We start from the raw sequence: 22,211 nt of genomic DNA, 5'->3' as shown, positions 1-22,211 counted from the left end.
GCGTAGCCCGGATGCAATCCGGGGACTTTCTAGCTCGCAGCTATTCCCTCCATGAAATCAGCGATTGCTCTGGCGCAGGCCTTTGGCTGTGTCTGCAGGATGAAGTGCGGACCATCCAGGCGAATCTGGCGAATGTCGCTGCAGATATGCGCCAGTCGTTGTGCAGCGCTGTTGGCGATCAGGCGATCCTGCTGCGGCCAGAGGTGCAGGCAGGGTAGGTCCACGGTTTGCGTAGGCGCTTGCAGGCTGGCCAGCGTCGTCAGTCGCGCGCGTAGCAGCCTTTGATCCAGTCGGCGAATCTCCCTCTGCACCCGTTGCAGGATGTGCTCGTCTGCCGTTTTACCCAGGCACAGGGCGCGCAGCAGCCAGGGTTGTGTGGCCAGTGCCTGGGGCATGGGCAGGTGCGCGAGCAGGGTAAGGGCAGGATTAGGCCGGCTCAGGAACGAGGCGGCGAAGATCGCGCCACGCAGCCCGGTGGGCCGGCGCAGGGCCAATTGGTAGGCGAGAGGGCCGGAAAACGATTCGCCCAGCAACACGAAAGGTGTCGTACCAAGCTGCTCGAATAGTGCGTCGGCCAGGCTTGGATAATCCTGCGCCCCTTGTTTCGGCAGGCTCAGCGGCCAGCAGTCGATGCCTGCGAGAGTCTCGAGCAAGGGCGTGAAAAGGGCGCTGCTGCCGTTCATCCCAGGCAGCAGCACCAGGCGCATCAGGCTTCCCCGGCCAGCTTGCGATCGTACTGAAAGCGCCAGCGGGTGTAGAGCAGGGCGCAGCAGAACAGGCCGAAACTGATCACCGCCTCCAGCGCACCGAACAACGCGCGCGCCGGGTCGATGGCGGCGAGCACGCCCTGGATGAAGTAGATATTGACCACGAAGCAGGCCCAGGCGTGAGCACGGGCGTTGCCCATCAACATGCCCGGCGCGAGCAGCGCCAGCGGCAGCAACTGAATGGCCAGCACCACGCCCACACGCGCACCATGCAGGTCGGCGAAGGCCAGATTCCACACCAGCAGCAGTGTCAGCAGGGCAATGAAGCTGAACAGGCTCAGCGCTCGACTGAGCTTGACCCGTGGCTCCAGCCATTCGAGGCTGGGCAAGGGTTTCTTCTCTCGGGCCACGTTCAGCGCTCCAGCTTGCTGGCGGTTTGCGCCAGGCGTTGACCCAGTGCGCGGCACAGGGCGATTTCATGTTCGTCCAGCGCGCGTTTGCCATCGCCACCGGCATGGTGGCTGGGGCCGTAGGGCGTACCGCCACCGCGGGTTTCGAGCAGGGCCGATTCGCTGTAGGGCAGGCCGCAGACCAGCATGCTGTGGTGCAGCAGTGGGATCATCATCGACAGCAGGGTGGTTTCCTGGCCGCCATGCAGGCTGGCGGTCGAGGTGAACACGCCTGCTGGCTTGCCGACCAGTTCGCCGGTCAGCCACAGGTTGCTGGTGCCGTCGATGAAGTACTTGAGCGGCGCGGCCATGTTGCCGAAACGGGTCGGGCTGCCGAGCGCCAGGCCCGAGCAGTTCTTCAGATCGTCCAGAGTGGCGTACATGGCGCCGTCCTCCGGCACGCTCGGCGCAACGGCCTCGCATTCGCTGGACACCGCTGGCACCGTGCGCAGACGTGCCTCCAGGCCGGCCATCTCGACACCACGGGCGATCTGTTTGGCCATCTGCGCGGTGGCGCCATGGCGGCTGTAATAGAGCACGAGAATATAGGGCGCGCTCATGCCAGCAGCTCCAGCACTTTTTCCGGTGGACGGCCGATGACGGCCTTGTCGCCAGCGATCAGGATCGGGCGTTCGATCAGTTTGGGGTGCTCGGCCATGGCCTCGATCAGCTGCGCCTCGCTCAAACGGGTATCGCTCAGGCCCAGCGCCTTGTACTCGTCTTCGCCGCTGCGCAGCAGTTCGCGGGCAGTGATACCCAGCTTGCCGAGCAGGCTCTTGAGTTCGCTGGCGCTGGGTGGCGTTTCCAGATAGCGCACTACTTGCGGTTGCAGGCCGCGGGCTTCCAGCAGCTCCAGAGCGCCGCGGGATTTCGAGCAACGCGGGTTGTGGTAGAGGGTCAGGTCGGTCATGGTGGCTCGCATCCGGCTTGAAGTGGCGGCTATTCTAACCGCCTGATGCGCGGATGCACGCAAACTGCTGGGCCGCTTTGTTGCGACCTTTTCACGCGGCGCACTGTCTGTTTAGGTTTGAGGGCTAAGGAGAGGTCATGCAGGTTCGTTTAAAGGACTGGCTGGAATTCTGGCTAAGCCTGTACCGGCGCTTCGTCGAGAACCGTGGCGCAGGCAACGCGGCGGCGCTGACCTACACCACCTTGTTCGCCGTGGTGCCGATGATGACCGTGACCTTCGCCATGCTCTCGGCGATTCCGGCATTCAAGGGTGTGGGCGAGGAAATCCAGGGTTTCATCTTCAATAATTTCGTACCGTCCACTGGCGAGACGGTGCAGGAATATCTGCGTGAGTTCACCACCCAGGCGCGGCAACTGACCTGGTTCGGTGTGGGGCTGCTGGCCGTCACCGCGTTCCTCATGTTGGTGACCATCGAGAAGACCTTCAACGTGATCTGGCGGGTGCGCCAGCCGCGCCGTGGTATGTCCAGTTTCCTGTTGTACTGGGCGATTCTCAGTCTCGGGCCGTTGCTGCTGGGCGCAGGCTTTGCGATGAGTACCTATATCGCCTCGCTGTCACTGATTTCCGGGCCGGATGCCGTCGTGGGCGCTAAGACCCTGCTTGCCTTCACTCCGCTGCTATCGAGCATCGCGGCCTTCACCTTGCTCTATGCAGCGGTTCCCAATACCCGGGTGCCGCTGCGCCATGCGTTGCTCGGCGGCCTGTTCAGCGCCGTGCTGTTCGAGGTGGCCAAGGCGCTGTTCGGTCTGTACGTACGCCTGTTTCCCGGTTATCACCTGATCTACGGCGCCTTCGCTACGGTGCCGCTGTTTCTGGTGTGGATCTATCTGTCCTGGTTGATCGTGCTGTTGGGCGCCGAGCTGGTATATGGCCTCTCGCAACCACGGCACTGGCGCCGCGAACCTATCCCCAGGGGCCTGATTCTGCTGGTGGTGCTACGCCTGTTGCTCAAGCGCCAGCAGAAGGGTGAAGCCCTGCATTACGGCGATATGCAGCGTGCTGGCTGGCGTTTACCCGAGGACGAGTGGAGCCAGGTGATGGACTTCCTCGAGCGCGAGCACCTGGCGTGCAAGGCCAGTGGCGGCGGCTGGGTGCTGTGCCGTGATCTGCATAATTTTTCTCTGTATCAGTTACTCGAGTGCAGCCCCTGGCCGTTGCCCAGCCTGTCGCAGCTGCCCGCTCAGCTCGACGAACCCTGGTATCCGGCATTGCGCGAGGGGCTGGAGCGTTTGCAGGCGGAGCGTGAGGAGCAGTTCGGCGCCAGCCTGGCGGACTGGTTGCCGGGGAGGGGCTGAGGCAAGGTATTCGAGGTTGCGAACGAGGATTAAGAGGATGGACTCCAGGAAGTGACAAAAAACGTCAGTTTCAGGCGTTGCCTAGGCGTGCTGTGGCCTCGGCGCTGGGGCAGGCGTCAATGAATGCGTTGTAGAAGGACTGGCACGCTTCTAGCAACTGTAGGGTCAGTTGCTATCGAACTGCCATCAGGGCAGGGATTGCTGAGGACGCAGGCAGTAATGACGGGTAAAAACAGGGTAATACACCTTCATCGACGCGATCCGCAGGAAGCGCTGACGCGGCTCAATCGAATCACTGGCCTGCACTTCGCACGCTGGCCCGAGTCGCTGCTCGAGCATGCGGCTACCGAAAACCTGCAGCCAAAGGCTGACGACTCAAGTTCGCAGGTCGCACCAAGCCCCGAAGTTTCCTCCGGCTGAAAGCAAAACCCCGCGTCGATGCGCGGGGTTTGATGTTGCCGTTCTGGTTCAGGCCATGGCCTGGCGGCTTTCGCTGTTGGCCAATTCGACGGCTTGAACGAAGAACTCCTCGACTACCAGGCTCTGCGCCGGCACCGCCGAGCGCAGGCGCACCTGCATGTCCTCGATCTTCAGCCGCACCGGTATGCGAGCGATCCCGGAGAGCAGGATCTTGCCATGGGCATTGACCTTGCCGTGGTCGACATTGACCTCGCGACGCTTGTCCCCGTCGCGATAACTCACCAGCAGCGATACCGGCAGGTTGGCCAGCCCCGGCAATTGCAGCCAGGTGGCAACGTTGTATTCGGCCACACGACCCTCGTAGGGCGTGACCAGCAGGTGAGCGACGTCGACGATGCGCGAGGGCACGGAGCCAATCAGCTTGTCTTGCGCTTGGGACATGGTGAAATTCCAGGCTGGGTGAGACTTGAGTGTCTGGAATTATAAGCAGCCACCTGCTGGCGAAACTGTGCACTCGGCAGACAGGCTGCGTGACAAGGGTCGCAGTTTCGCTTATCAGGCCAGGCGCAGTGGGTGACGGGTGACCGATGAAGTCTGCAGGTTGCTTTCGGGGAGCGGCAGGATCGCTTGGTTATGCACGCTGGCAAGCTGCAGCCAAAGGTGCTCGCCGGCGGTGAACTGGCCATTGGGCAACCACAGGCCGTGGTGCCAGCCGTTGCCCGGTGCCGGGGTGCTCTGCAACACGCCCGGATGAGTCTGTGCATTGGGGGCCCGTCGTAGCCAGACCGGCCGTGGCAGGCCTTTCAGATAGCGCAGTCCGAGGTGCAAGCCTTCGCTATTGAGATGGCGCCAGCGCACCAATGCCAGCGTCGGCGTGCCATTGGTGAGCAGCAGCACCAGTTGCCCGACCTGCAGTTGTCCGCCCTCGTTGGCGTTGCACAGCAGGCGCGCCCCCCCAGGGCTGGCATCGAGAATCTGTGCCTCGGTGCGCTGCGGTAGCTTGTCCAGCAGTTGCGCATGAATAGCCGGCAGGCCCACCACCAGGCTGCATTGTCCGTCCAGTTCGGCACGTTCATGGCGACGTTGCTGGCGCCCCAGCCAGTGCTGACGTACTCGTTCGAGCAACTGGCGTTCCTGCGCGCTTTGCAACGGCGCTGGCTCATGCAGTGCGATCAGCAGCGCGCCCAGCTCGAAACGGCGCAGATTGGCGGCTTCGCCCTCTATGCGCTGTTCGAAACTCAGGCAGGCCTGTGATTCGCTGAGGTCGACTATCGGGCCTTCGGCTTCGTCTTCCTCGTCCCAGGCTTGCAACCTGGCCAGCGCTGCCAGAGGTGCCAGCGCGCTGAACAGGGTCAGGCATTCGTCCTCATCGAGGTGGAAGGGGTTGCTCAGGGCCAAGAGCAGCATCTGCTGATAGAGGCCGCGCAGGGTGCTGGCTGGTTTCGGCTCGAAGGCCGCCGCCACCGGCTCGTCCAGACACTGCTGATGCTCGCCGATCCAGTACAGCAAGTGGCTGTCGCGCCAGAGTGCCGGCGGTGGCTCCTGGTACAGCTGGTAGGAGCGCAACAACTGCTGGGCAAGGAAATGCTGGGCCATGTACAGGCACCAGGCCAGGTGCGGCATCGATGGCTGGCGACCCTGCAGGATCTGCAGCAGCAGACGTTTGAAGCCGATCGCCAACTCGCCGCAGAAACGCACGAACAGCGTGCTTGGCGGATGCTGGCGATGGGCAAGACTGGTGTAATGGCGGTACTCGTCACTGAGATTTTGCAGCGCACGCTGCCTTTCCAGTAAGGTCAGGGTGCTGCGATTGAGCGAAAACAACAGGCCCAGCACTTGTTGCAGGCCATTCTCCGGCTCCAGTTGGCGAGCAGCCGCGAGTCGCTGGGCGATTTCCGCTGGTGATACGCTGTTGTCCTCGCGGATGTCCGGTACTTCCAGGCGCAGGGCATCCAGCGTCATATCAACCCCGGGTGGACGAGGATCGAGTACATGGGCTTAGGGCTCCGGAAGGTCGGCAAGGCTGTTATGGGTATCTGCGCCGGTCTGTTGCTAACGGCTTGTGCCGAAGATTTCGGCCTTGATCAGCATGGACGAAAGGTAACGGCTGACAGCCTGGATGGCCAGTGGCTGGTCATTAATTATTGGGCTGAGTGGTGTGCGCCGTGCCGCACGGAAATTCCCGAACTCAACGCCCTGGAAGAACAGCTGAAAACCCAGTCGGCGCGGGTGATCGGCGTCAATTTCGATGCGCTGCAGGGCGATGAGCTCAAGCGTGCAGCGGACAGCTTCGACATTCGTTTCACCGTGCTGGCGCAGGACCCGGCGGCGCGTTTCGAGCTGCCGCGCAACGACGTGCTACCGGTGACCTATATCGTCGACGCTGACGGCAAGCTGCGCGAGCGTCTGGTCGGTGAGCAGACCTCCGCCGGGCTGCTGGCGCATCTCGAACGCTTGCGCGGCGAATAGGTCTGCGCAAGAGCGGCGCACCGCGAATAAGCGGTGCCTGTCTTACCAACCCGGCACCCCGCTCATGTCCGGCAACTGGTGGGCGATGCCCTTGTGGCAATCGATGCAGGTGGCTTCGCCGCTGGCCAGGGCGCTGGAATGCATCTGCCGGGCGCGCGGGCTCTGTTTGGTGAAGTCCATGTAATCGAAGTTGTGGCAGTTGCGGCACTCCAGCGAGTCGTTGGCCTTGAGCCGCGCCCATTCGTGCTCGGCCAGCTCGCGGCGGTGGGCGAGGAACTTGTCGCGGGTGTTGATGGTGCCGAAGATCTTGCCCCAGACTTCTTTCGACGCCTGCATCTTGCGCGCGATCTTGTCCGTCCACTGGTGTGGCACGTGACAGTCCGGGCAGGTCGCGCGTACCCCGGAGCGGTTGCTGTAGTGAATGGTGTCCTGCAGTTCGACATAGACGTTGTCGCGCATCTCATGGCAGGAGATGCAGAACTGCTCGGTGTTGGTGGCCTCCAGTGCAGTGTTGAAACCACCCCAGAAGATGATTCCGGCGATGAAGCCACCGAGGGTGAGAAAGCCCAGGCTGTAATGCACGCTCGGGCGGCGCAGGATGCCCCAGTACTCCTTGAGCAGGGCCAGTAATGACTTCATGAGGCCTCCTCAGGGTTTCGCCGTGGCGGCTGCTTCGTCTTCGAGCAGGTGGTCGATGTTGCGGAAGTTGTTGCCGACCAGGGGTTTGACCTCCTGCTGGGTGACATGGCACTGGGTGCAGAAGTAGCGCCGTGGCGACACGGCGGCCAGCGGCTGACCGTCACGGTCCATGTAATGAGTGATGCTGATCATCGGCGCCTGGCTGCGGGCGCTGCCGGCGCGGCTGTGACAGGTCAGGCACTTGTTGCCGTTGGCGTCCACCTGGTAGCCGCGAATGCTGTGCGGAATGGTCGGCGGCTGTTCCGGGTAATTGCGCTCGCGGCGCAGGTCCTTGTTCTCCTCGTTGCCCAGTACCGGTGCTGGGAGTGTCTGACTGAGCGTGCCGCCGGGGCGGCGACCGTCTGGTGCCGGGGCGTCGAGTGGGTAATTGAGCTCACCGGCGATGGCCAGGCCGAAAGCGGCGAGCAGTAGCAGAGGCAGTAAACGCAGGCTCATGACGGTGCTCCTCAGGCCAGGCTGACCAGTTCGATCTTCACCGCACACTTCTTGTAGTCGGTCTGCTTGGAGATCGGGTCGGTGGCGTCCAGGGTGACCTTGTTGATCAGTTTGTTGGCGTCGAAGAAGGGCACGAAAACCAGGCCGGGTGGTGGCTTGTTGCGCCCGCGGGTTTCGATGCGTGCACGGATTTCGCCACGCCTGCTGATGACCTTCACCTCGCTGCCACGCCGCGCCTTGAGCGCCTTGGCGTCGTCCGGGTGCATGTACACGAGCGCGTCAGGCACCGCGCCGTGCAGTTCCTCGACGCGCTGGGTCATGCTGCCGGTGTGCCAGTGCTCCAGCACGCGCCCGGTGCTGAGCCAGAACGGGAAGTCGTCATCCGGCGCCTCGGCTGGCGGCTCGTAGGGCAGGGCGAAGATCAGTGCGCGCTTGTCCGGGTAACCGTAGAACTGCACGCCGCTGCCTTCTTCGACATAGGGATCAAAGCCCTCGCGATAGCGCCAGCGCGTCTCCTTGCCGTCGACCACCGGCCAGCGCAGGCCACGTTCGGCGTGATAGCTGTCGAACGGCGCCAGGTCATGGGCATGACCGCGGCCGAACCGGGCGTATTCCTCGAACAGCCCCTTCTGCAGGTAGAAGCCAAAGGCCTCGGCTTCGTCGTTGGCGTAACCGGCCTCGATCTGCTCGCTGGGGAACTGGTCGACCTGGCCATTGGCGAACAGCACCTCATAGAGCGTCTTGCCCTTGTAGTCAGGCGCCTTGGCCAGCAGTTCGGCGGGCCAGGCCTCGTCGGTGGTGAAGCGCTTGGAAAATTCCACCAGTTGCCAGAGGTCGGACTTGGCCTCGCCCGGCGCCTTCACCAGTTGATGCCAGAACTGCGTGCGGCGCTCGGCGTTGCCATAGGCACCTTCCTTCTCCACCCACATGGCGCTGGGCAGAATCAGGTCGGCGGCCTGGGCCGAGACGGTGGGGTAGACGTCGGAGACGATGACGAAGGCCTGCGGATTGCGCCAGCCCGGGAGGATCTCCTGCATCACGTTGGGGCCGGCCTGCATGTTGTTGCTGACCTGGGTCCAGTAGACCTTGAGCACGCCGTCCTTGAGTTTGCGGCTCTGTTCCACGGCATGAAAGCCGGGCTTTTCCTGGATGGTGCCCGATGGCAGCTTCCAGATCTTCTCGGCGGTTTCGCGGTGTTTGGGATTGGCCACCAGCATGTCGGCGGGCAGGCGATGGGAGAAGGTGCCCACCTCGCGCGCGGTGCCGCAGGCCGAAGGTTGGCCTGTGAGGGAGAAGGGGCTGTTGCCCGGCTCGCTGATCTTGCCGGTGAGCAGGTGCAGGTTGTAGATCAGGTTGTTGGCCCAGACGCCGCGGGTGTGCTGGTTGAAACCCATGGTCCAGAACGACATGACCTTGCGCTTGGGGTCTGCGTACAGCTCGGCCAGGGCCTTGAGGCGCTCGGCGGCCACGCCGCTTTCCCTGGCGGTGCGCTCCAGGGTGTAGGGTTTGACGAAGGCGGCGAACTGCTCGAAGGACATGTCTTCCCAGGTGTTGGCCTTGGCAGCGTTCTTGGCCTGCATTTCCAGCGGGTTGTCGGCGCGCAGGCCGTAGCCGATGTCGTCGGCGCCGCGGGCGAACTTGGTGTGCTTGCCGACGAACTCCTTGTTCACCGCGCCGCTCTCGATGATGTGGTTGGCGATGTAGTTGAGGATCAGCAGATCGGTCTGCGGTTTGAACACCAGCGGGATATCGGCCAGGTCGAAGCTGCGGTGCTCGAAGGTGGACAGCACGGCGACCTTGGTATTTGGCTGGCTGAGGCGGCGATCGGTGACCCGGCTCCAGAGGATCGGGTGCATCTCGGCCATGTTCGAGCCCCACAGCACGAAGGCATCTGCGGCCTCGATGTCGTCGTAGCAGCCCATCGGCTCGTCCATGCCGAAGGTGCGCATGAAGCCCATCACCGCCGAGGCCATGCAGTGGCGCGCGTTGGGGTCGATGTTGTTGCTGCGAAAGCCGGCCTTCATCAGCTTGTTGGCCGCATAGCCTTCCCACACCGTCCACTGGCCAGAGCCGAACATGCCGACGGCCTCAGGGCCGTGCTCGGCCATGGCCTGCTTGATCTTCTGCGCCATGATGTCGAAGGCCTGGTCCCAGCTCACCGGCTGGAATTCGCCCTGCTTGTCGTACACACCGTTCTTCATGCGCAGCAGCGGCTGGGTCAGGCGATCGACGCCGTACATGATCTTCGACAGGAAGTAGCCCTTGACGCAGTTGAGGCCACGGTTGACCTCGGCCTTGACGTCACCGTGGGTGGCCACCACGCGGTTGTCGCGGGTGGCGACCATCACGCTGCAGCCGGTGCCGCAGAAGCGGCAGGGCGCCTTGTTCCAGTCTAGGCGGGTCATGTCCGCCTCGGTGATCAGGTTGCTGGCAGTGCTGACGAACGGCAGGCCGGCGGCCGCTGCGGCGATGGCAGCAGCGTTGGCTTTGGCGAATTCACGGCGGGAAAGCTTCATTCTGAGTCTCCTTCTGTTTCGAGGAGTTCGTGGTAGACCAGCGCGGCATTGAGCACGCCCGGCAACGCGTTGATCTGTTCGATACGCGCGAGGATGTGGCGCTCGTGTTCGGTCTCCAGCACCACCACCAGCTTGCCCTGAGGGCTCTCCTGATGCAGTTCGAGGCCTTCGAGTTGGCGCAGGTTGGCCTTCACCGCACTCAGCAGTTCGGGGCGTACGTGTACCAGCAGGCTGGATATATGCAGGGGGGCGGCCATGTTCCTTGGCTCCGTCTGGTAAAGAAGATCAGGTGGGTGGTCCGGGCGGTCCCAGCAGCATCTGCATGAACCAGATGATGAATCCGTAGCCGCCGACCAGGGCGACCGAAAGGAGGGGGAAGAGGCAGACGACGAGAAAGACGAACAGGCGGGTTTCCTTGCCTTTCGTGGCTCTGCCCTCGGGCGTGGTATCCATTCGCTCGGCTCCATTGTGTTCCGTATCTCAGGCTAGACCTTAGCTTTAGTAAGGGCAAAGTCCGTTGAGCTGAATCAAGCCAGGGTGGATTGTTCAAGACTGGGGAGGCGTGCTCGGAATTATCGATAGCGTGCTAATATTTGTTCTTGAATTCATTCGCGGGCATGCGCCGCTGGATCGGCTTTCGGGTTGTGATCCATTGCTTGCCCGCATCATGCTTCGTGAGTCGTTCTGCCCATGTCCGCTTCCCATCTCAGCCGTGGCAGCGCCGGTTATCGGCGCGCCACGCTGGCGCTGTTCTGCGCCGGCTTCGCCACCTTCGCCATGCTCTATTGCGTGCAGCCGCTGCTACCGCTGCTGGCCGCACACTTCCGCGTATCGGCTGCCAGCAGCAGCCTGGCATTGTCGCTGACGACTCTGAGCCTGGCGCTGTGCCTGCTGGTGTCCGGTGCGCTGGCCGAGAGCTGGGGGCGCAAGCCGGTCATGGCTGCCGCGCTGGGCCTGGCGGCGATACTGGGGATCGCCTGCGCACTGGTGGAGGAGTGGAGCAGCCTGCTGATTCTGCGCGCTCTGCTGGGGCTGGCGCTGAGCGGTTTGCCCGCGTTGGCCATGGCCTATGTCGGTGAGGAGTTCGACCCCGAAGCGCTGCCGGCGGCGATGGGGCTGTATATCGGTGGTACGGCGCTGGGTGGGCTGCTCGGGCGTTTGTTGGCGGGTTTGCTCAGTGATCTGGGTGGCTGGCCCTGGGCCCTTGGTGGAATTGCCGGGCTCGGGCTGCTGGCGTTGGGCCTGTTTCTCTGGCTGTTGCCGCCCTCGCGACATTTCACGGCTCAGCCGCTGTCCCTGCGTGGGCTGCTGCGCAACTTCGCCCTGCACCTGAGCAACCCGCGTCTGCGCGTGCTGTTCGCCCTGGCCTTCCTGCTCATGGGCGGCTTCGTCGCGCTGTTCAACTATGTCGGCTTTCGCCTGGCCGGTGCGCCATTCAATCTGTCGGCGACGGTGATCGGTCTGCTGTTCACCGTCTATCTGCTCGGCATTCTCAGCGCTGGCTGGGCCGGGCGCCTGGTCCCGCGCTTCGGCGCGCGTCAGGTCTTGCATGGCGGCATCGGCTTGATGCTGCTGGGCGTGGCGCTATGCGCTGCGCCCTGGCTGAGTGCTGCGGTGGTTGGGCTGGCATTGTTCACGCTGGGGTTCTTCGCTGCCCACGCGGTTGCCAGCGGTCAGGTCGGTACCCATGCGCAGGGCGCCAAGGCGCAGGCCTCGGCACTGTATCTGTGTGCCTATTACCTGGGCTCCAGTCTGGTGGGCTACGTCGGTGGTTATGTCTGGGAACACGCCGGCTGGCTGGCATTGCTCGGCGTTCTGGCTTCGTTGTTCATCGTCGCGAGCGCTCTGGTGCGGCGTATTTAGGCTGTTTGTCGGCTGTTCAGTGCAGGTTCAAGGAGGGTTCAGCGGGGATTCAGTAGTCTTCTCGCAGACTTGTTGCCGAGTTGATCAAAACTGCAACGAGAGGAACGATTCAATGAAAATCACCCTGAACCGCATCGCATTCGCTACCTGCCTGGCCCTGGGCGCAACCGCTGCCCAGGCCAACGACAATTTCGTCGGCCTGACCTGGGGGCAGACTGACAACAACATCCAGAAGTCCAACGCGCTGAATGCCAACCTCGGCAATCCCAAGCTGGACAAGGTGATCGATGGCGAGGGCACCTGGGGTATCCGTGCTGGCCAGAAGACCGCCGATGGCCGCTACTACGCGACCTACGAGAATGTCTCGGACAGTCACAATGGCTACAAACTGCGTCAGCAGAATCTGCTCGGCAGCTATGACATGTTCGTACCGCTGGGCAGCAACAACACCAAGCTGTTCGGTGGTGTAACCGCCGGCCTGGTCAAGCTCGAGCAGGAGAGCCGTGGCTTCTCCCGTGACAGCGACATCGGATTTGCCGCGGGTTTGCAGGCCGGTATCCTGCAGGAACTGAACAGCAATACATCGATCGAAGCCGGCTATCGTTACCTGCGTACCAACGCCAGCACAGAAATGGCACCGCGTGGTGAAGGCAAGGCCGGGTCGCTGGACCTGCACAGCAGCTCGCAGCTCTACCTCGGCGCCAACTTCGCCTTCTAATGGCGGCATAGCGTTACCAGGCCGGGCATCAGTCCGAGTGAAAACGTAGCGAGCGAAGGTCAGGCAAGGTAAAAGCCGGCGAAGAAGCGCAGTTTACGACTTGTAAATGAGCATTCTGAGCCGGGTTTTAACGCAGCATGGCCGAGCGCAGTAGTTTTCACGCTGACTGATTTGCCCGGCCTTCGCACAACTTAATAGGGGGAGTCTCATGAAATTGCTGGTGGTGGAGGATGAGGCGCTGCTGCGTCACCATCTGTTCACTCGCCTCAGCGAAAACGGGCATGTGGTGGATGCCGTGCGCACCGCCGAAGAAGCACTGTACCGAGCTGAGTCCTTCAATCATGACCTGGCCCTGGTCGACCTCGGTCTGCCTGGTATGAGCGGTATCGACCTGATCCGTGAGCTGCGCAGCCAGGACAAGAACTTTCCGATCCTGATACTCACCGCGCGCGGCAACTGGCAGGACAAGGTCGAAGGGCTTTCCTGCGGTGCCGACGACTACGTGGTCAAACCGTTCCAGTTCGAGGAGCTGGAAGCACGTCTGAACGCGCTGCTGCGACGTTCTTCCGGGTTCACCAAATCGACCATCGAAGCGGGCTCCCTGGTGCTGGACCTCAATCGCAAGCAGGCCACGGTGGATGAGCAGTCGCTGCAGCTGACCGCCTACGAGTACCGCATCCTCGAGTACCTCATGCTGCATCATCAGCAGGTGGTGGCCAAGGAGCGTCTGATGGAACAGCTCTATCCGGGCGACGACGAGCGTGACCCCAACGTCATAGAAGTGCTGGTAGGTCGTCTGCGGCGCAAGCTGGAGGCAGTGCTGGGCGGCAAACCGATAGAAACCGTGCGCGGCCAGGGCTACATGTTCAACGAGCGCTGCAAGTGAGTCGAGCGCGCGCCGTTCTACGCAAGCTGCGTATGCGTTTCGCCTCCCTGCGGCTACGTTTGATGCTGGCCAGTGCCGCGCTGGCAATGTTGTTCATGCTGTTGCTGATGCCGGTGCTGCAGGGCGTGTTTCTCATGGCCCTGGAGCAGACCGTGGAGAAACGTCTGGCCTCCGATGCGGCCGCGCTGATTTCTGCCGCACGCATCCATGACGGCCAGTTGCACATGCCGGACAAGATGCCGGACGAGGAATTCGACAACCTCGATTCACACTTGCTGGGCTTCATCTTCGACCGTGAAGGCCAGTTGATCTGGCGCTCACGCTCCTCCATCGACGAGCTGGTGCGCTACCTGCCACGCTACGACGGTCGCGGCCACGAATTCGTGCGGATTCGCGACGACAGCGGCCAGGAATACTTCGTATACGACGTGGAAGTGGACCTGCTGCGTGGCGACAGAACCGCCCTGAGCATCGTGACCATGCAGCCGACGAGCGAATACCAGGGGCTGTTCAACGGCTTTGCCTGGCAGTTGCGTTTGTGGCTTGGCATTGCTTTGCTGGTGTTGCTGGGCCTGCTCTGGTTTGGCCTGACCTGGGGCTTTCGCAGCTTGCGAGGTTTAAGCGACGAGCTCGATGGCGTGGAGGCGGGCACCCGCCAGCGTCTGAGTGACGAACACCCGCGCGAACTGCTGCGTCTGACCAATTCCCTCAACCGTCTGCTCGACAGCGAGCGGCGTCAGCGCGAGCGTTATCGTGACTCGCTGGAAGACCTCGCGCACAGCCTGAAAACGCCGCTGAGCGTGTTGCAGGGCATCGGCGAAACCCTTGCCGTGCAACCGGATAATCGCGAGCAGGCGCAGCTGATGCAGGCGCAGATCGAGCGCATGAGCCAGCAGGTCGGTTATCAGTTGCAACGTGCCAGCCTGCGCCGCAGTGGCCTGGTTCGCCATCGCGAGCAGGTCTGGCCGGTGCTTGACGGCTTGTGCCGCTCGCTGGACAAGGTCTATCGCGACAAGCGCGTCGACGCGACGCTGGAAGTGCCCGAGCACAGCCAGATCACCATGGAACGTGGCGCGCTGATGGAGCTGCTCGGCAACCTGCTGGAGAACGCCTACCGCTTGTGCCTGCATCGCGTACGCGTGAGGCTGCAACCCCTGGCCGGCGGCTGCCTGATCACCATCGAAGATGACGGCCCTGGCGTACCGCAGCAGCAGCGTGCACGGGTGCTGCAGCGCGGTGAGCGCCTGGATGCGCAGAACCCGGGGCAAGGCATCGGCCTGGCGGTGGTGGAAGACATCGTCGAGAGCTACGACGGCGAGTTGAGCCTGGAAGACTCCGAGTTGGGCGGCGCGTGTTTCAGGGTGCGGTTATACGACTGAGTGCAGCCGTTGCAGCTGAGCGTTCGCCCAGGTAACAGCTTGGGCGACCATCAACGGAGATCGCTGCTACAACTGCGTCGCGAAGCGCTCCACCGCGCTGACCACATGCTTGGCGCCGTCCTGAATTTCGGCGATCACCTGGCCAGCCTGGGATGAAAGCTCCAGGCCCAGCTCGGCCTGAGTCTTACCTCGGCCTATCAACCCTACCGCGCGCTCGGCCAACTGCTGGTTTTGCCCGACCACCTGGGTGATTTCTTCCGTCGCTGCGCTGGTGCGCGAAGCCAGTTGGCGGACTTCGTCGGCGACCACCGCGAAACCACGACCCTGTTCGCCGGCGCGCGCCGCCTCGATGGCGGCATTGAGTGCCAGCAGATTGGTCTGATCGGCAATGCTGCTGATGTTCTTGACGATGGAACCGATGATCTGCGACTGCTTGTCCAGTGCCTCAATGCCCTGTGCTGCTTCCTGCATGCGCGCGGACAGTTCACGCATGGCATCGAGCATCTGCTGCACCACTGCCGCGCCGTTCTTGGCGCTGTCGTCCGTGCCTTTCGAGGTCTCGAAGGCGATGCCCGCCGCTTCGGCCACGGCGGTTTCGCGGTTGACTTGGTCGGTGATCACGGTGGCGAACTTCACCACCTTGTAGAGATTGCCCTGCGCGTCGGTGACCGGGTTGTAGGACGCTTCCAGCCAGACTTCCCGGCCATAGGCATCGACTCGTTTGAAGCGCCCGGCGACGAATTCGCCGCGGCGCAGTTGCTCCCAGAAGCGCTGGTACTCCGGCGAGCTGGCCATTGCAGGATCACAGAAGATGCGGTGATGCTTGCCCTGTATCTGCGCCAGGTTGTAACCCATGGCGTCGAGGAAGGGCTGATTGGCGGTGTCGATCTCGCCGTCGAGATTGAACTCAATCACGGCGGTGGAGCGTTGCAGCGCCTTGACCAGGTTTTCATGTTCGCGCGAAGTCTCGATGGTGCGCGTCAGGTCGCTGGCATAGATCGAGAAGGACTGCAGTTGATTCTGGCTGTTGCGTATCGGCTGCAGGATCGAGCGAAGCCAGGCCTCCTCGCCATTGCCCCGTTTGATACGGATTACCCCGGCCAGGTGCTCGCCGCGTTCGAGGGCCTGACGAACCCGGTGAAAGAAGTCCTGGTTACGCAGGTGATTCGGTATCAGCTCCAGCAGAGGGCGGCCGAGAATCTGATCGGCACGGTAGAGCATCTCTTTCTCGAAATTGGCATTGACCGAGAGGAAGCGCCCCTGCGGGTCGAGGGAGGCGGCGATCATTTCTTTGTCGAGGCTGTCGCGCACTTGCTCGAAAAGCGACAGTTCTTCGCGCAACTCCTTTAACTCTTGCTTCAGTCGGGTCGTGAACATCGTGGCAGGCCTTTGCCGGGAATTGGCGTCATCGATTTAATATTTAGGGCATAACCGGCCACGCCGCCAACGCAAATGTTTCTGTATATGGCAGAGCGAACTGCGGCCGGTTATCGCGGCGGCGCCAGGTACGCTCTGGCGACAGACCGATGTACCTGAAACTGGGTGTTCGGTGCGTCCTGAAAGGTCGGTTGGTTGCGGCTCTGAGGCGGGCGCCCCGGTCGCTACCGCACCTCCAATCGATAGAGCCGCTCGAGATCCTGGCCGGTGCACTGGGTTCCGAAGGTATTACCGTACACCCGCACCTCATAACGACCTGGTCGAATCGGGACGCCCCGAATGACGCCATGGGTTTCTGGCCGGACATGGAGCAACTCAAGGCCATCGGGCAAGGGCTGAGACGGGGCGACCAGAAGCTTGCTGATGGGAGTACTGGCGTTGATGACATCCAGGCGTACTTCATAGGGCTCTCCCGCCCTGGCGACTGGTAGCTCCTCGGGCATTAGCACGGGCGCAGGCCTCATGGCGCAGCCGGTTACAACATTGCCAAGCATGACGGCGTTGCAGCCGGACAGCACCGCAACCAGCCCAGCCATAGCGAGCTGTCTCATCAATGCGCCCAATGCACGGTCTGCGGCGCTTGGCTCTCTGACCTGCTGGATATGATATTCGGCTCGATCACTCCGTTGCCTCGGGAGCGCGCAAGGCCTTGCTGTAATAGCCGGACTGATCGAAACAGCAAACCCGCTTTTTCCCTTCGCCCAGCATGCTGCAGGCATCGGCGATACGCTTGGCACGGGTCTTGGACTGCTTGGCCGACTCGATCCAGTGGATCCAGTCCAGGCGCGCGATAGTCGTGGTCGCGTCCCAGACGCCGCGGGCTGCGGGTGCGGCTACCAAGGCCTCAGCCAGATCCACCGGCACTTGCGGCTCGGGCTCCTGCTCTACCGGGGCGATCTCCAGCGTTACCAGGTCGCCGATAGCTGCGCCTGTCGCCTGCAGAAGGTCGTTATCCACCCGTAGCCAATGGCTCAACTGGCCGTCCGGCTCGAGCCTGGCCTGGAAAGGATGCCCGTTGATACTGCCGTCCACGCTGGTTCTGCCGCGTCTCGGCAGCTTGTCGCTCGCCTCCTTGGGCAGCACCACGAACGCCCAGAACGCCTCGCCATCCGGCAGGCGAGGGCGCAGCAGGGTTGCCTGGAATCGAGAGGTTTCTTGCGCTTGGGACATGGGAATAGGCCTACCGATCATGGTGCCATTTCGCAGGGAGTGCTGGGGGAGGGTAGCAAATCCTGCAGCCGAACAAGGCCGATAAAAATGATGATCCCAGGGGCGATTGAACCCTTGGCTCCCGCTGTGCGAACTACAGAATGACCAGAGCGAAAGAGCCCAGAACAGGCCGGATATACGAATGCAGCCGCGCTGATGACAGGTGCAAAGGAAAGCTTTGCTCACTACTTGTGGGGGGAGTCCATATACAGTTGTTAGGCATGCCGTTCACAGTATGTCTTGAGGCCGATTAACCTTGCCATGACTACTTTCTTGAAATACAGAGATGCTATGTATTCGGAAACTGGTGGGATTGCCCATGCCTTTGTTTTTATTGAATATCGAAATTTCGCCTTTGTTGAGTTTTGGCTGAGAGGTTTAAATACCCAGCTACCTCCAAAGCTTTTAATAAATGCCGGACCTTTGGTCATGATAATGGCAGCTGTCGTTGGAGGATCGACTTGGACAAATTGAACCTCCATTCTTAGACCTGATTTGGCTATTACGAGTGTCTTCACGCCAATACCAGCTTCTGTTGCCCCGCCTAAGAGTTCAATTTTTTCAGGGAAGGGGTCCCACTGGTACCTAACAGAATAGTCTTGTGATGCCTTATAGACTTCGGCAGGAGGTGATTTGATTGTCAGCTCGCATTCGATTATGGCCATGGCTGTGCCTACCGGTTGGTTAAGGAACGGGCTTTAGCCCGTCCCAGTGAGCGAAACGAACGATTTGAACTAATTGTTATGCCTGCGGTATTTTGATTTCAAACTCTTTTAAGCGTCTAAGAAGACGCTCTTCATTCGCTGCTTTGTTTTCAGCAAATTCAGCAAGCTCATTTCCAATAGCAACCATTTCTGCAGGTAAGCCTTTATCGGGTGTCCACGTCTCACCGTTAAGATCACCGAGACCCTTAACCCAGACAGAAAACTGGTAAGTGGTTCCGTCTAGTCCTAATGATGCTTTGGCAGGATATTTAGTTTGCTGCAACATACGCCCCCATGCCCGTTGAATCGCGACTGCAAGATGCAGGCTGATTTCGCGGTCTGTGCGTATGACCTCGACCTGTTTGTCCTTTTCTTCTCTATTACTCTGAGGCATTGAGTGCCAAATACTATCGGCAGCCCGAGTAACCGTAATAAAAAATTTCTTACCATTATTTTGAGTGTTACGTGAAGCTCCGTCGATTTCTTCTGTTTCAGGGGAATATTCATACACAGAAACACAGCTCTCTACCCCAAAAGATGGGCGAGATATGAATCGCCCTAACTTCCCGTCCGTAAGAAATAACTTATTTATAATTTTTCGATCATATTCGTCGGGTGGATAATCAACTGGTGTTAAGTGATCCGGTTGCTCGCCATATTCTGCCTCGAAAAATACGTCTGCTTGGACGGAGAAAGAGAATAAAGCTACGAGAAATAAAATATATTTCATGGGATAACATCCATATTAAGTAGTCATGACGCTTGGTTAAGAGGGGGGCTTTAGCCAGTCCCAGTGAGCGAAGCTAGCGGTTTGAATCATATGTTAGGCGCCATACTCGCCGTAAGCAGGACTTGCGTAGTAAGAAATCCAGCCGCAAATGTAAGGCAACAGCGCTATAAATAGAAAGGCCGAAAATACGAGCGCGCCGCGCCAGCCTCGCGTATGAATGAGATACGCCGGCAATACGACGGGCCAGAGGAAGAAAATAAAAGCGCCAAATTCATAAGGGCGATGGAAGTTGTATTTCTTTGCGTCATCCAGACACCACAACGCAACCATGAGTGCGAAAGACCAAGCCATTAAGTTTTCGTACTCAGGCGCAGGGTCATAACCCAAGTAACCCATGATTGAGTAATGGGCTATCGAGATTGCGACTACGATTGCGATATTTATGGTCTTGCGCATAACTTCCCTGTGGTGTCTAACGATTAAGCTAAGGGGCGGGCTTTAGCCGGTCCCAGCGAACGAAGTGAGCGATTTGAACGTATAGTTAGGTGCTTACTCATAAATTTTCCCGCAGTAAAGAAAAACAGCAAACTGCTTCCACGGATTTGACAGAGAGAGACCTTGAGTTATACCGAAATCACTAGCTTCAGCCCATGCTATTGCACTTTCAAGAAAAGACTCGATGGTGGTGTTTTTCCAGCCATTAGCATCGGGGCCATATGGGGAACTCGAATTTTCCTTTTCCTGTACAACAGATGCAGTACGATCTGCTGCTAATGCCCGTGCAAAGACCAAAAAGCTTTCAATGTCTTTGACATCCTCAAGTAATTTGCTTACGTCCATTGTTTAGCACCTAACGTTTGGTTAAGTGGCGGGCTTTAGCCCGTCCCGAGTGAGCGAAGCGAACGACTTGAACCACTAGTTAGGTTCAGGTACCTCTGAGAAATCCTGGTTAATCAATGAGTTTGCCTGTGGAAGAGTAAACATGTACCAAGGCGCCGTTCCACTCAGGAGTAACAGTGATAAAAGCCGAATGATGCTCAAAGGTGAAAAATGCACCATTAGGAATGTTGCCATACGGTTTGAGTTGAATGAAATCTTGTGGGGCCACCACATGCTCTGTTGCCCATGGTTCTAAAATTACTAGCAGTGGAGCGTCATTGTTATTTTTGATGCGCAGCTGCATGACGACTTGTACCTAACGTATGGTTAAGGGGCGGGCTTTAGCCCGTTCCAGTGAGCGAAGCGAACGGTTTGAACCACTTGTTAGATGGTGACAAATGATCCCGCTATTTTTTAGGGAAATATTCAAGTATCTCATCGTCCGCATCATCAAACAGGCCAGTGGAACGCCAGCCTAAGTGTCGATAAAAGCCATATGACCGAGCTTTCGGATCGGATGAGCATCCAAGAAAAAGTCTTTCAAACCCTAAAGAGCTGAAAGACTCAACCATCTGATTTAATAGAGCTTTGCCAACACCTTTATTTTCATATTCTGGCAACAGCGCCAAAACAACAATTTCCCCAGTTTCGCTATCACCGAAGCAATAGCCAATAATCTTTTCTTCACTAACGCCGACGTAACCTCGTAAGGAGCCATTGCTGATTCCTGCCTGCCAACTCTCTAAAGTAATACCGAGCTCTTCCAGTTGTTCGATAGAGAAAGCGTTTTCTCTCGTCTTTCCTCTTAGTGCGATGCATTCAGCCGTATCATCAGGTGTTGCTGTCCTGTATTCAACTTCCATTAGGGGCTCCATATTTTGTACTTGGCTGTAGATCTAACGTTTGGTTAAGGGGCGGGCTTTAGCCCGTCCCAGTGAGCGAAGCGAACGATTTGAACCATTTGTTAGGCGCTTTCATATTTGAGACTATTTAACATGGATTTTACACTTTGATCTTCAAATGATTCATTACCAGAAAGGCAATTGTAAGTTATGCGGAGCAATGTAGAGTTCTTTCCCACTATCCACCAAGTCCAATAATGCCCATCTTTTGCAAAGGTGTATCGCTGACCAGAAAACTCTCCGGCAACACATTTCTCTGGCACGCCCCATTCGGGTTTATTATAAAAATCCAAGTCTTCTTGCGTAACCATGCCACTGCTTTTACGTGCTGAGCTTATTTGAAGCGCGCCAACACCATTGTCGTTATAAATCGTGATGCACTCTGAGTCTTCAGTCATCTGCCAATTTGGCTCGATACTTATTGACCATGAATTTTTATTCATCCTTTGTTCTTTTCCTTCCTCAACACATACAAGCTTATTTGATAGCAAGGTGTAGATCAACAACATCCCGGATAGAAACATTGCTATCCAAACAGCAACGGTCATCCCAAAAACTAAAAGCAGTAAAGATGGCAACAAAATAAACCCAATTAGCCCGGCACGGAATAATGTGGTTTTCGGATCGAGAATAACTTGTGCTCCGCAATGAGGACAGAGAAAAGGCTTTGGCTTTTCGAGACGATGGATCAAATCCTGCTGAGTATTTCGAGCAACATCGATAGTTCCCTCGCAAGATGGACAGGCGAATTTTGAGTATTCAAGGTAGAGCATGCTGATCGCCTAACGTTTGGTTAAGGGGCGGGCTTTAGCCCGTCCCAGTGAGCGGAGCGAGCGATTTGAATCACTAGTTAGATGCCACTTAACTCGGTTCATAAACTACTTCAAATTCAGGACCAAGCTCTGCCTGAAGCTCCGATAAGAAATTTAGTGCTTCGGCCTCAAACTTTGCATATTCATCGGTGCTCCAAGGGCCTGGATCGGGTGGATATTCCCAATTTAAGGCGGTGTCGTGCCACTGCGATAATGCATTTAACCGTTCGAGCATTGCATTGCTTAGGAGTAATTTGTCTTCCACTGGGCCGACATCAAATTCTTTTAGTGCTGCTTCATTTCCACACCACAAAGAACCTCCGCCCCATTCGAACATTAGTCTGATATGGTAAGCGCCTGACATTGATGTGGCCTCTAACGTTTGGTTAAGGGGCGGGCTTTAGCCCGTCCCAGTGAGCGGAGCGAACGGTTTGAATGCTGTAATGGACTCTCTCCGCGCCACAGTTCTATACCGAGAACGGTGGTGACTGAAATTGGGAGTGTCGTGATGAAGCGAATTGCAGTTGATCTGGCCAAGTCCGTTTACCAAGTTGCCGAGAGTGTCCGTTCCGGCCAGGTGGTGCAGCGCAAGCGGCTGAACCGAGAGGCGTTCCGGCGATATATACAGGAGCAGACCGAGTCGGTCGAGTGGGTGATGGAAGCCTGTGGCACAGCGCACTATTGGGGGCGACTGGCGCAATCGCTCGGCCATCAGGTGAAGTTGCTGCATCC

General features: G+C 59.1%; 27 protein-coding genes and 1 pseudogene. 7 read left to right on the top strand and 21 right to left on the bottom strand.

Features of this window, described 5'->3' with window-relative positions; genetic code table 11:
- Nucleotides 1–29: 29 nt before the first annotated feature.
- Genes BLR77_RS21365 through arsC form a run of 4 tightly spaced genes read right to left on the bottom strand, consistent with a single transcriptional unit; the run spans nt 30 to nt 2,066 of the window.
- The gene (locus tag BLR77_RS21365; protein ID WP_074681599.1) at nt 30–707 is read right to left on the bottom strand and encodes an alpha/beta fold hydrolase; all 678 of its coding nucleotides are present in this window, start codon (nt 705–707) and stop codon (nt 30–32) included.
- Entirely contained in the window at nt 707–1,117 is a 411-nt protein-coding gene (locus BLR77_RS21360) for a DUF2069 domain-containing protein (protein ID WP_074681597.1), read from the bottom strand. The genes BLR77_RS21365 and BLR77_RS21360 overlap by 1 nt, the downstream gene beginning before the upstream one ends.
- Before the next feature lie 2 nt (nt 1,118–1,119).
- On the bottom strand, nt 1,120–1,716 hold the full coding sequence (gene wrbA / locus BLR77_RS21355; RefSeq protein ID WP_074681595.1) for an NAD(P)H:quinone oxidoreductase: 597 nt from the start codon (nt 1,714–1,716) through the stop codon (nt 1,120–1,122).
- Entirely contained in the window at nt 1,713–2,066 is a 354-nt protein-coding gene (arsC, locus tag BLR77_RS21350; protein WP_074681593.1) for an arsenate reductase (glutaredoxin), read from the bottom strand. The genes wrbA and arsC overlap by 4 nt, the downstream gene beginning before the upstream one ends.
- Before the next feature lie 137 nt (nt 2,067–2,203).
- Here arsC and BLR77_RS21345 point away from each other — a divergent pair, with 137 nt between their 5' ends.
- Complete coding sequence (locus BLR77_RS21345) at nt 2,204–3,421, top strand: YihY family inner membrane protein (protein ID WP_074681591.1); 1,218 nt, start codon at nt 2,204–2,206, stop codon at nt 3,419–3,421.
- A 468-nt stretch (nt 3,422–3,889) separates the two neighbouring features.
- Here BLR77_RS21345 and BLR77_RS21335 read toward each other — a convergent pair whose 3' ends face one another.
- Both BLR77_RS21335 and BLR77_RS21330 read right to left on the bottom strand, forming a co-directional pair.
- The gene (locus tag BLR77_RS21335; RefSeq protein ID WP_074681587.1) at nt 3,890–4,282 is read right to left on the bottom strand and encodes a hypothetical protein; all 393 of its coding nucleotides are present in this window, start codon (nt 4,280–4,282) and stop codon (nt 3,890–3,892) included.
- Between the two features lie 114 nt (nt 4,283–4,396).
- Entirely contained in the window at nt 4,397–5,803 is a 1,407-nt protein-coding gene (locus tag BLR77_RS21330; protein WP_074681585.1) for a pilus assembly protein PilZ, read from the bottom strand.
- A gap of 30 nt (nt 5,804–5,833) precedes the next feature.
- On the opposite strand from BLR77_RS21330, the gene BLR77_RS21325 reads away from it, so the two are divergent.
- Entirely contained in the window at nt 5,834–6,310 is a 477-nt protein-coding gene (locus BLR77_RS21325; RefSeq protein ID WP_074681583.1) for a TlpA disulfide reductase family protein, read from the top strand.
- A 42-nt stretch (nt 6,311–6,352) separates the two neighbouring features.
- On the opposite strand, the gene BLR77_RS21320 is transcribed toward BLR77_RS21325, so the two are convergent.
- From BLR77_RS21320 to napE, 5 genes are read right to left on the bottom strand one after another with little or no spacing between them, the layout of a single operon-like run.
- Nucleotides 6,353–6,949: a cytochrome c3 family protein gene (locus BLR77_RS21320; RefSeq protein ID WP_074681581.1), complete on the bottom strand. Its 597-nt coding sequence runs from the start codon at nt 6,947–6,949 to the stop codon at nt 6,353–6,355.
- Between the two features lie 9 nt (nt 6,950–6,958).
- Nucleotides 6,959–7,444, bottom strand: a complete 486-nt coding sequence (locus tag BLR77_RS21315) for a nitrate reductase cytochrome c-type subunit (RefSeq protein WP_074681579.1) — start codon at nt 7,442–7,444, stop codon at nt 6,959–6,961.
- An 11-nt stretch (nt 7,445–7,455) separates the two neighbouring features.
- On the bottom strand, nt 7,456–9,960 hold the full coding sequence (gene napA, locus BLR77_RS21310) for a nitrate reductase catalytic subunit NapA (RefSeq protein WP_074681577.1): 2,505 nt from the start codon (nt 9,958–9,960) through the stop codon (nt 7,456–7,458).
- The gene (locus tag BLR77_RS21305) at nt 9,957–10,217 is read right to left on the bottom strand and encodes a chaperone NapD (RefSeq protein WP_074681575.1); all 261 of its coding nucleotides are present in this window, start codon (nt 10,215–10,217) and stop codon (nt 9,957–9,959) included. The genes napA and BLR77_RS21305 overlap by 4 nt, the downstream gene beginning before the upstream one ends.
- 28 nt (nt 10,218–10,245) lie before the next feature.
- Entirely contained in the window at nt 10,246–10,413 is a 168-nt protein-coding gene (napE, locus tag BLR77_RS21300; RefSeq protein WP_074681573.1) for a periplasmic nitrate reductase, NapE protein, read from the bottom strand.
- 237 nt (nt 10,414–10,650) lie between these two features.
- On the opposite strand from napE, the gene BLR77_RS21295 reads away from it, so the two are divergent.
- From BLR77_RS21295 to BLR77_RS21280, 4 genes are all read left to right on the top strand, one after another.
- A complete protein-coding gene (locus BLR77_RS21295) occupies nt 10,651–11,823 on the top strand; it encodes an MFS transporter (protein ID WP_074681571.1) in 1,173 nt (390 codons plus the stop codon).
- A 112-nt stretch (nt 11,824–11,935) separates the two neighbouring features.
- Nucleotides 11,936–12,541: an outer membrane beta-barrel protein gene (locus BLR77_RS21290; protein ID WP_021489763.1), complete on the top strand. Its 606-nt coding sequence runs from the start codon at nt 11,936–11,938 to the stop codon at nt 12,539–12,541.
- Nucleotides 12,542–12,749: 208 nt separating this feature from the next.
- A complete protein-coding gene (locus BLR77_RS21285; protein WP_017679011.1) occupies nt 12,750–13,427 on the top strand; it encodes a response regulator transcription factor in 678 nt (225 codons plus the stop codon).
- Nucleotides 13,424–14,806, top strand: a complete 1,383-nt coding sequence (locus BLR77_RS21280) for an ATP-binding protein (RefSeq protein WP_074681569.1) — start codon at nt 13,424–13,426, stop codon at nt 14,804–14,806. Before BLR77_RS21285 ends, BLR77_RS21280 begins: the two co-directional genes overlap by 4 nt.
- Before the next feature lie 66 nt (nt 14,807–14,872).
- On the opposite strand, the gene BLR77_RS25860 is transcribed toward BLR77_RS21280, so the two are convergent.
- The 10 genes from BLR77_RS25860 to BLR77_RS21240 form a co-directional block, all read right to left on the bottom strand.
- Nucleotides 14,873–16,183, bottom strand: a complete 1,311-nt coding sequence (locus tag BLR77_RS25860; protein WP_074681567.1) for a methyl-accepting chemotaxis protein — start codon at nt 16,181–16,183, stop codon at nt 14,873–14,875.
- A 678-nt stretch (nt 16,184–16,861) separates the two neighbouring features.
- Nucleotides 16,862–17,413, bottom strand: coding sequence for a YdeI/OmpD-associated family protein (locus tag BLR77_RS21265; protein WP_074681563.1), 552 nt, complete (start codon nt 17,411–17,413; stop codon nt 16,862–16,864).
- Nucleotides 17,414–17,667: 254 nt separating this feature from the next.
- Entirely contained in the window at nt 17,668–18,117 is a 450-nt protein-coding gene (locus BLR77_RS25285; protein WP_074681561.1) for an SRPBCC family protein, read from the bottom strand.
- Nucleotides 18,118–18,193: 76 nt separating this feature from the next.
- Complete coding sequence (locus tag BLR77_RS25280; RefSeq protein ID WP_139203067.1) at nt 18,194–18,886, bottom strand: hypothetical protein; 693 nt, start codon at nt 18,884–18,886, stop codon at nt 18,194–18,196.
- 93 nt (nt 18,887–18,979) lie between these two features.
- Nucleotides 18,980–19,342 (bottom strand): hypothetical protein, encoded by a 363-nt coding sequence (locus BLR77_RS21255; protein WP_074681559.1) that lies wholly within the window; start codon nt 19,340–19,342, stop codon nt 18,980–18,982.
- 93 nt (nt 19,343–19,435) lie between these two features.
- The gene (locus tag BLR77_RS21250; RefSeq protein WP_074681557.1) at nt 19,436–19,726 is read right to left on the bottom strand and encodes a DUF7660 family protein; all 291 of its coding nucleotides are present in this window, start codon (nt 19,724–19,726) and stop codon (nt 19,436–19,438) included.
- A gap of 109 nt (nt 19,727–19,835) precedes the next feature.
- Nucleotides 19,836–20,069 carry a hypothetical protein gene (locus tag BLR77_RS25275; RefSeq protein WP_139203066.1) on the bottom strand — a complete coding sequence of 78 codons (234 nt, stop codon included), beginning with the start codon at nt 20,067–20,069 and terminating at the stop codon, nt 19,836–19,838.
- 103 nt (nt 20,070–20,172) lie between these two features.
- A complete protein-coding gene (locus tag BLR77_RS21245; RefSeq protein ID WP_074681555.1) occupies nt 20,173–20,628 on the bottom strand; it encodes a GNAT family N-acetyltransferase in 456 nt (151 codons plus the stop codon).
- A 101-nt stretch (nt 20,629–20,729) separates the two neighbouring features.
- Nucleotides 20,730–21,440: a hypothetical protein gene (locus BLR77_RS25270; protein ID WP_139203065.1), complete on the bottom strand. Its 711-nt coding sequence runs from the start codon at nt 21,438–21,440 to the stop codon at nt 20,730–20,732.
- An 88-nt stretch (nt 21,441–21,528) separates the two neighbouring features.
- Entirely contained in the window at nt 21,529–21,843 is a 315-nt protein-coding gene (locus BLR77_RS21240) for a hypothetical protein (RefSeq protein WP_074681553.1), read from the bottom strand.
- A gap of 144 nt (nt 21,844–21,987) precedes the next feature.
- Between BLR77_RS21240 and BLR77_RS21235 the strand changes: the two are divergent.
- Nucleotides 21,988–22,211: pseudogene (locus tag BLR77_RS21235) on the top strand (IS110 family transposase); the annotation flags it as partial.

The organism is Ectopseudomonas alcaliphila (genome assembly GCF_900101755.1).
Taxonomy (GTDB): domain Bacteria; phylum Pseudomonadota; class Gammaproteobacteria; order Pseudomonadales; family Pseudomonadaceae; genus Aquipseudomonas; species Aquipseudomonas alcaliphila.
Note: the sequence above shows the minus strand (reverse complement) of the source record. Positions and strands in the feature narration are given on the sequence as shown.

What these genes read in the sequence shown, in the direction of transcription:
- napE (WP_074681573.1), bottom strand. Translation starts at nt 10,413, where the DNA reads ATGGATACCACGCCCGAGGGCAGAGCCACGAAAGGCAAGGAAACCCGC.
- BLR77_RS21365 (WP_074681599.1), bottom strand. Translation starts at nt 707, where the DNA reads ATGCGCCTGGTGCTGCTGCCTGGGATGAACGGCAGCAGCGCCCTTTTC.
- BLR77_RS25280 (WP_139203067.1), bottom strand. Translation starts at nt 18,886, where the DNA reads ATGAAATATATTTTATTTCTCGTAGCTTTATTCTCTTTCTCCGTCCAA.
- BLR77_RS21240 (WP_074681553.1), bottom strand. Translation starts at nt 21,843, where the DNA reads ATGTCAGGCGCTTACCATATCAGACTAATGTTCGAATGGGGCGGAGGT.
- BLR77_RS21320 (WP_074681581.1), bottom strand. Translation starts at nt 6,949, where the DNA reads ATGAAGTCATTACTGGCCCTGCTCAAGGAGTACTGGGGCATCCTGCGC.
- BLR77_RS21255 (WP_074681559.1), bottom strand. Translation starts at nt 19,342, where the DNA reads ATGCGCAAGACCATAAATATCGCAATCGTAGTCGCAATCTCGATAGCC.
- BLR77_RS25860 (WP_074681567.1), bottom strand. Translation starts at nt 16,183, where the DNA reads ATGTTCACGACCCGACTGAAGCAAGAGTTAAAGGAGTTGCGCGAAGAA.
- arsC (WP_074681593.1), bottom strand. Translation starts at nt 2,066, where the DNA reads ATGACCGACCTGACCCTCTACCACAACCCGCGTTGCTCGAAATCCCGC.
- BLR77_RS21330 (WP_074681585.1), bottom strand. Translation starts at nt 5,803, where the DNA reads ATGACGCTGGATGCCCTGCGCCTGGAAGTACCGGACATCCGCGAGGAC.
- BLR77_RS21245 (WP_074681555.1), bottom strand. Translation starts at nt 20,628, where the DNA reads ATGGAAGTTGAATACAGGACAGCAACACCTGATGATACGGCTGAATGC.
- BLR77_RS21315 (WP_074681579.1), bottom strand. Translation starts at nt 7,444, where the DNA reads ATGAGCCTGCGTTTACTGCCTCTGCTACTGCTCGCCGCTTTCGGCCTG.
- BLR77_RS25285 (WP_074681561.1), bottom strand. Translation starts at nt 18,117, where the DNA reads ATGGCCATAATCGAATGCGAGCTGACAATCAAATCACCTCCTGCCGAA.
- BLR77_RS25270 (WP_139203065.1), bottom strand. Translation starts at nt 21,440, where the DNA reads ATGCTCTACCTTGAATACTCAAAATTCGCCTGTCCATCTTGCGAGGGA.
- BLR77_RS21290 (WP_021489763.1), top strand. Translation starts at nt 11,936, where the DNA reads ATGAAAATCACCCTGAACCGCATCGCATTCGCTACCTGCCTGGCCCTG.
- BLR77_RS25275 (WP_139203066.1), bottom strand. Translation starts at nt 20,069, where the DNA reads ATGCAGCTGCGCATCAAAAATAACAATGACGCTCCACTGCTAGTAATT.
- BLR77_RS21265 (WP_074681563.1), bottom strand. Translation starts at nt 17,413, where the DNA reads ATGTCCCAAGCGCAAGAAACCTCTCGATTCCAGGCAACCCTGCTGCGC.
- BLR77_RS21295 (WP_074681571.1), top strand. Translation starts at nt 10,651, where the DNA reads ATGTCCGCTTCCCATCTCAGCCGTGGCAGCGCCGGTTATCGGCGCGCC.
- napA (WP_074681577.1), bottom strand. Translation starts at nt 9,960, where the DNA reads ATGAAGCTTTCCCGCCGTGAATTCGCCAAAGCCAACGCTGCTGCCATC.
- wrbA (WP_074681595.1), bottom strand. Translation starts at nt 1,716, where the DNA reads ATGAGCGCGCCCTATATTCTCGTGCTCTATTACAGCCGCCATGGCGCC.
- BLR77_RS21285 (WP_017679011.1), top strand. Translation starts at nt 12,750, where the DNA reads ATGAAATTGCTGGTGGTGGAGGATGAGGCGCTGCTGCGTCACCATCTG.
- BLR77_RS21335 (WP_074681587.1), bottom strand. Translation starts at nt 4,282, where the DNA reads ATGTCCCAAGCGCAAGACAAGCTGATTGGCTCCGTGCCCTCGCGCATC.
- BLR77_RS21325 (WP_074681583.1), top strand. Translation starts at nt 5,834, where the DNA reads ATGGGCTTAGGGCTCCGGAAGGTCGGCAAGGCTGTTATGGGTATCTGC.
- BLR77_RS21250 (WP_074681557.1), bottom strand. Translation starts at nt 19,726, where the DNA reads ATGGACGTAAGCAAATTACTTGAGGATGTCAAAGACATTGAAAGCTTT.
- BLR77_RS21305 (WP_074681575.1), bottom strand. Translation starts at nt 10,217, where the DNA reads ATGGCCGCCCCCCTGCATATATCCAGCCTGCTGGTACACGTACGCCCC.
- BLR77_RS21345 (WP_074681591.1), top strand. Translation starts at nt 2,204, where the DNA reads ATGCAGGTTCGTTTAAAGGACTGGCTGGAATTCTGGCTAAGCCTGTAC.